The organism is Rhodococcus sp. NPDC055112 (genome assembly GCF_053607505.1).
The window spans coordinates 1-5260 of the sequence record NZ_JBSGTR010000108.1 but is presented as its reverse complement, the minus strand read 5'-3'; the positions used below and the strand labels follow the sequence as shown (position 1 = coordinate 5260).

Here is a 5260-nt window from a genome sequence, read left to right as displayed (position 1 = left end):
CCAGGCGCTCGTGCACCAGGATCGCGCCGTCACCGACGAACACCCCACTCCAGTCGGGCCCGCGGTGCCGCTGCCTGCGCGACAGTTCCACGGCCTGAACGCGCAGGGCGGCCAAATCGTCGCCGGACTGCAGACCGAAAATGCCGAGGATCGAACACACGGGGCCGAACTCCTTTAATCGTGGCACGAGAGGCCGACCGATGCCTGCCCCCGCTGGGTTGGTCGATGACGCAACACAGCGAGGGCCCACCGAGGCAGGCCCTCGCCATGTGAATCTGTTGAAGGTTACTCGTTGTTACCGTGCCGTTCGTCCCTCATTGCCGGATTCGTGCCAACAGGCGGGATGACGGGCCCTCCGATCGGAGCTATCCGGCGGCGATGTGCTCCTCGAGTAGATCGAGCGTCTCGCCGTGGTCGTCGCCGACTTTGGCCAGCAGGCCGGTGGTCAGGAGCAGCCAGGACAGCAGCTGTGCCCCCGGCTTTCCCTTGAACGCCGGGCGGAACCGAATGGTCTCGGTGACAACGTGACCGCCGTCTCCCGGCTCCATGGTGAGCACCACATCCTGCCGAATGCCCCGTTGCTTGCCGGAGAACTCGAGCACCCTGTTCGGCTCGTGCCGGGTGATCGTCCAGCGGACGACGTCGAAGTCGCATTCCTCGCCGTGCTTGCTGTCCCAGCCGTGCCCGGCGGCCATCTCGAAGTCCGGCCCGAGCACCGTCTCCGTCTTGTGCTCCTCGTACAGCCCCGATTCCGTCGGATGGGTGAAGGCGTGCCAGATGGCGTCCGGATCACCCTCCAGCAGTCGCCAGTTCGTGAACGATGCGTAGCCCATGACTGTCCCCCGATGGTGTGGCCCGGTCCGTACTCACCAACGTGTGCGCGGCGGGCGAAGTTGTTGCCGGACAGAGTAGCTTTCCTGCATGGACGCCGAACGCCTCCGTGTGCTGCGTGAGCTGGCCGACCGGGGCACGGTGTCGGCGACCGCCGCCGCCCTCTCGATGACCCCGTCGGCGGTGTCCCAGCAACTCAAGATCCTCGCCCGCGAGGCGGGGGTCGCGATCCTGGAACCGGACGGCCGTCGCCTGCGGCTCACCGATGCCGGGCACGCGCTGGTCCTGCGCGCCGAGGATGTGCTGGCCGCCCTGGACCGGGCGAGCGCGGAGATGGCCTCCTATCGGGGGTCACCGCGTGGGCGGGTCCGGGTCGCGCTGTTCCCCTCCGGGGCCGCGCTGCTGCTGCCGGGTGTCCTGGCCCGGATCTCCGAGCTCGGGGTCGAGATCGAGGCTCAGGACGTGGACGAGCCGGCATCGGCGGTGCCACAGCTGTTGGCCGATTTCGACGTGGTCCTCACCCACCGCGACGAGCGCGCTCCCTCGCTGATCTCGCCTCGGGTGCGTACGGAGGCGCTGATGCGTGAGCCCATCGACCTGCTCCTCGGCCCGGGGCATCCGCTGGCCGACAGGTCCGAGGTGGGGCTCGACGAGCTGGCGGACGAGAGCTGGATCAGCGTGCGCGGTGGGTTTCCCGTCGACGATGTGTTGCAGTCGGTGGCCGCCGCCACCGGGGTCCAGCCGCGGGTCATCCAGCGCATCAACGACTTCCGGGTGATCGAGGAATTGGTCGCGGCGGGCCACGGGGTCGCTCTGATGCCGCGGTACGCGCTCGCGCACCCGGGGCTGGTGTGCAAGCGCCTCGCCGGTGTCCGCGCGGCCCGAATCTACGAGTTGGCGACCCGGCCCGCCGCGACGGACCGACCCGCGGTGGGGGCGGTGCTCGCCGCCTTCCGGGAGGAAGCGGCGACCGTGAACGGGTGAGGCGCAGACGACGAAACTCCGGGCACCACAGGGGCGCCCGGAGTTTCGTCGGCAATGCGTGAGAAGGCTAGGCGAGCGCCTTGCCCTTGAGAGCCGTGAACTCGGCCTCGGTGATGGCGCCGCTGTCGAGCAGCGCCTTCGCGTCCGCGATCTGGTCCGCCGGGGACTTTCCGCTCGCGACGTTCTTGATGTACGCGTCCTGCTCGTCCTTGAGGTGCTGCGCTGCAGCGATGGACCGCTTGGTCATGCTGTCACCGCGGGCGATGAGGTAGACGAGGGCCGTGATGAACGGCAGGAAGATCAGGAAGAAGACCCACACCGCCTTCCACCAACCCGACAGCTTGTGGTCGCGGAAGAGGTCACCGATGATCGAGAAGAGCAGCATCAGGTACGCCACGAAGGCGAAGGTGATGATGATCAGCCACAGGAAATCCCAAAACGAGTTCACGTCGTTCATCAAAAGCTCCATTCACATAAGGATCTGACTGTTCGTCAAAGGATCCAACATTCCGGGCGATGGTGCCTCATCCGTAGCAGGTGAAACCGGCGACTTCTCATCCGTCGAGGGTGAGGCGGATCGGAGGGACGCGGCGGCAGGCTTGGGGCATGAGCGACTCATCGAATATCGGCGACTCATTGAACATCGGCCCCGTGGAGCTGGTCGTGCTGACCTTTCCCGGGGCGCAAGTGGATCCCGTAACCATCGCGGCGCTCCAGGATGTGGTCGAACGGGGCTACGTCACGCTGCTCGACCTCGTCTACATCGCGAAGGACGCCGACGGCAACATCACTCAGGTGGATGTCGACGAGGATCTCGACGAGGTCGGCCTGGCCATCCTGTCGATCGAGGCGAAGGCGCTGATCAGCGACGAGGACCTCGACGTGGTTCGCGACTCGCTGGAGCCGGGCACCTCGGCCGCGATCATCGTCTACGAGGAGACATGGGCGCGCCAGGTCGCTGCGTCCGTCCGCGGCGCGGGTGGCGAGGTCGCCCTGCACGTTCAGATCCCCCGCGACGCGGTCGTGGCGGCCGTCGAAGCGGCACTGTAGGAAATCCGTACCAGCACAGGAGAGTCACATGGTTTTCAGAGCCGGCCGCATCGGCCGTCCCGGATTGCTCGGCACCGTTGCGCGCACCGCCGTGATCGCGGGCACCGCCCAGGCGACATCCAACGCGATGAACCGTCGGTCCCAGCAGAAGGCCGCGGAGCAGCAGGCATACGCCGATCAGCAGGCGGCACAGCAGCAGGCGGCGTACGCGCAGCAGGCTCAGGCGCCGCAGGCCGCGCCCGCGGGCGACGACCTCATCACCAAGCTGCAGCAGCTCGCCCAGTTGCACCAGTCGGGTGCGCTCTCCGACGAGGAGTTCGCGGCCGCGAAGGCCCAGCTGCTCGGTTAGGCGGCTCCGCCGCCCGTGCGCGTGTCGTACCCGCGACGGGGTACAACACGCGCACAGTTCCACAGCCATGTCACCTAGTTGCGAGGGGTATTCATCGATGACGACACCGGCGGACGCGACCAGCGAGATCGAAAAGGCCAATGCCGCGCTGCAGAATCAGCTCCCGTTCTCCGACGGGTCCGACCTGGCAGACGCCGAGCGCGGATTCATCGCCGCGCTCACGCCTGGCGTGGTCACCGCCGCCGACGGGACCGTGGTGTGGGACAACGACTCCTACGCATTCCTGGAAGATCCCTGCCCTCCGACGGTGAACCCGAGTCTGTGGCGGCAGTCCGGATTGGTGGCAAAGCAGGGCCTGTTCGAGGTGAGCGAGCGGGTCTACCAGATCCGCGGGCTGGACCTGTCCAACATGACGCTGATCGAGGGTGAGACCGGCGTCATCGTGATCGACCCACTCATCTCGGCGGAGACCGCGGCCGCCGGGCTGGCCCTCTATCGCGCACACCGCGGCGATCGCCCGGTCGCCGCGGTGATCTACACGCACTCGCACATCGATCACTTCGGCGGCGTCAAGGGCGTCACGACGGAGGCGGACGTGGCTGCGGGGCACTGCCCGATCCTCGCGCCGGTCGGCTTCGTGGAACACGCCGTCGAGGAGAACGTCTACGCGGGCACCGCGATGGCACGGCGGGCCGCCTACATGTACGGCGCGGCGCTGCCGAGGGGACCCCGTGGCGGGGTCGGCGCCGGGCTGGGCCAGACGACGTCCACCGGCACGCCGACCCTGATCATGCCGACCCTGTACGTCTCCGCGACCGGGCAGGTGGAGACCGTCGACGGGGTCCGCATCGAATTCCAGATGACGCCTGGCACCGAGGCGCCGTCGGAGATGAACTTCTACTTCCCGGATCTCCGGGCGCTGTGCATGGCGGAGAACGCGACGCACACCCTGCACAACCTGCTGACCCTGCGTGGCGCGCTGGTTCGGGATCCGCACGTGTGGTCCAAGTACCTCACGGAGTCGATCAACCGGTACGCCTCGAAGTCCGACGTGCTGTTCGCCTCGCATCACTGGCCGACGTGGGGGACCGAGCGTCTCACCGAGTTCCTGTCGCTGCAGCGGGACCTGTACGGCTATCTGCACGATCAGACCTTGCGGCGGATCAATCAGGGCCACACCGGAATCGAGATCGCCGAGGAGATCGAACTGCCGCCCGCGGTGGCCCAGTCGTGGCACACCCATGGCTACTACGGGTCGGTCAGCCACAACGTCAAGGCGATCTACCAGCGCTACATGGGCTGGTTCGACGGGAATCCGGCGCACCTGTGGGAGCACCCGCCGGTGGAGTCCGCGAAGCGGCACGTCGAGTTCATGGGCGGCTCGGCCGAGGTGCTGCGCAAGGCCAGGGAGTCCTTCGCGCAGGGAGACTTCCGCTGGGTTGCGCAGGCGGTGAACTACGTGATCTTCGCCGAGCCCGGCAACGCGGAGGCGAAGGCACTGCAGGCCGACACCTTCGAACAGCTCGGCTACGGTGCCGAGAACGGCACCTGGCGGAACTTCTATCTCACCGGTGCCTACGAGCTGCGTCACGGGTCGGTGGGCACCCCGACCGTCGCAGCGGCCCCGGACATCGCGGCAGCGTTGTCGGTGGAGCAGGTGTTCGATGCGGTGTCGCTGCGGATCGACGGGCCGCGGGCCTGGTCGGCGCGCATCGTCATCGACTGGCGGGTCACCGACGAGGACGTCGTGCACCGAACGCACCTCCGCAACGGACTGCTGGTGCATTACGACCTCGACGGCGAATCCTCAGGGGCGGATGCCACGTTCACCCTGACCCGCCCGGTGCTCCTTGGCGTGCTGGTCGGCGGCGCGGACATCGCGAAGGCGATCGCAGACGGAACCGTCGTCGCGGAGGGAGACATCGCGAAGCTCGCCGAGTTCGCCGGGTTCCTCGATGCGCCCGACCCCGACTTCGCCATTGTCACCCCGGACTGAGGTGACGCGGCCGACCCCGTGCTGAACGAACTGTGCGCGCGTCGTACCCC

At 67.6% G+C, this 5260-nt stretch carries 6 protein-coding genes; 4 read left to right on the top strand and 2 right to left on the bottom strand.

The window, feature by feature from the left end:
* Positions 1-365: 365 nt before the first annotated feature.
* Positions 366-833, bottom strand: a complete 468-nt coding sequence (locus tag ACWFRB_RS26125) for a hypothetical protein (RefSeq protein WP_452644216.1) — start codon at positions 831-833, stop codon at positions 366-368.
* 88 nt (positions 834-921) lie between these two features.
* On the opposite strand from ACWFRB_RS26125, the gene ACWFRB_RS26120 reads away from it, so the two are divergent.
* Positions 922-1815 (top strand): LysR family transcriptional regulator, encoded by an 894-nt coding sequence (locus ACWFRB_RS26120; RefSeq protein ID WP_452644214.1) that lies wholly within the window; start codon positions 922-924, stop codon positions 1813-1815.
* A gap of 67 nt (positions 1816-1882) precedes the next feature.
* On the opposite strand, the gene ACWFRB_RS26115 is transcribed toward ACWFRB_RS26120, so the two are convergent.
* Positions 1883-2263: an SHOCT domain-containing protein gene (locus tag ACWFRB_RS26115; protein WP_452644218.1), complete on the bottom strand. Its 381-nt coding sequence runs from the start codon at positions 2261-2263 to the stop codon at positions 1883-1885.
* Between the two features lie 158 nt (positions 2264-2421).
* Between ACWFRB_RS26115 and ACWFRB_RS26110 the strand changes: the two genes are divergently transcribed.
* From ACWFRB_RS26110 to ACWFRB_RS26100, 3 genes are all read left to right on the top strand, one after another.
* Positions 2422-2865 (top strand): DUF6325 family protein, encoded by a 444-nt coding sequence (locus ACWFRB_RS26110; protein WP_452644212.1) that lies wholly within the window; start codon positions 2422-2424, stop codon positions 2863-2865.
* A gap of 28 nt (positions 2866-2893) precedes the next feature.
* The gene (locus ACWFRB_RS26105; protein WP_452644210.1) at positions 2894-3214 is read left to right on the top strand and encodes an SHOCT domain-containing protein; all 321 of its coding nucleotides are present in this window, start codon (positions 2894-2896) and stop codon (positions 3212-3214) included.
* A 97-nt stretch (positions 3215-3311) separates the two neighbouring features.
* Positions 3312-5210: an alkyl/aryl-sulfatase gene (locus ACWFRB_RS26100; protein ID WP_452644208.1), complete on the top strand. Its 1899-nt coding sequence runs from the start codon at positions 3312-3314 to the stop codon at positions 5208-5210.
* Positions 5211-5260: the final 50 nt, after the last annotated feature.

Bases quoted from the DNA above. Each gene is read 5' to 3' on its own strand.
- ACWFRB_RS26125 (WP_452644216.1), bottom strand. From the start codon at position 833: ATGGGCTACGCATCGTTCACGAACTGGCGACTGCTGGAGGGTGATCCG.
- ACWFRB_RS26120 (WP_452644214.1), top strand. From the start codon at position 922: ATGGACGCCGAACGCCTCCGTGTGCTGCGTGAGCTGGCCGACCGGGGC.
- ACWFRB_RS26110 (WP_452644212.1), top strand. From the start codon at position 2,422: ATGAGCGACTCATCGAATATCGGCGACTCATTGAACATCGGCCCCGTG.
- ACWFRB_RS26105 (WP_452644210.1), top strand. From the start codon at position 2,894: ATGGTTTTCAGAGCCGGCCGCATCGGCCGTCCCGGATTGCTCGGCACC.
- ACWFRB_RS26100 (WP_452644208.1), top strand. From the start codon at position 3,312: ATGACGACACCGGCGGACGCGACCAGCGAGATCGAAAAGGCCAATGCC.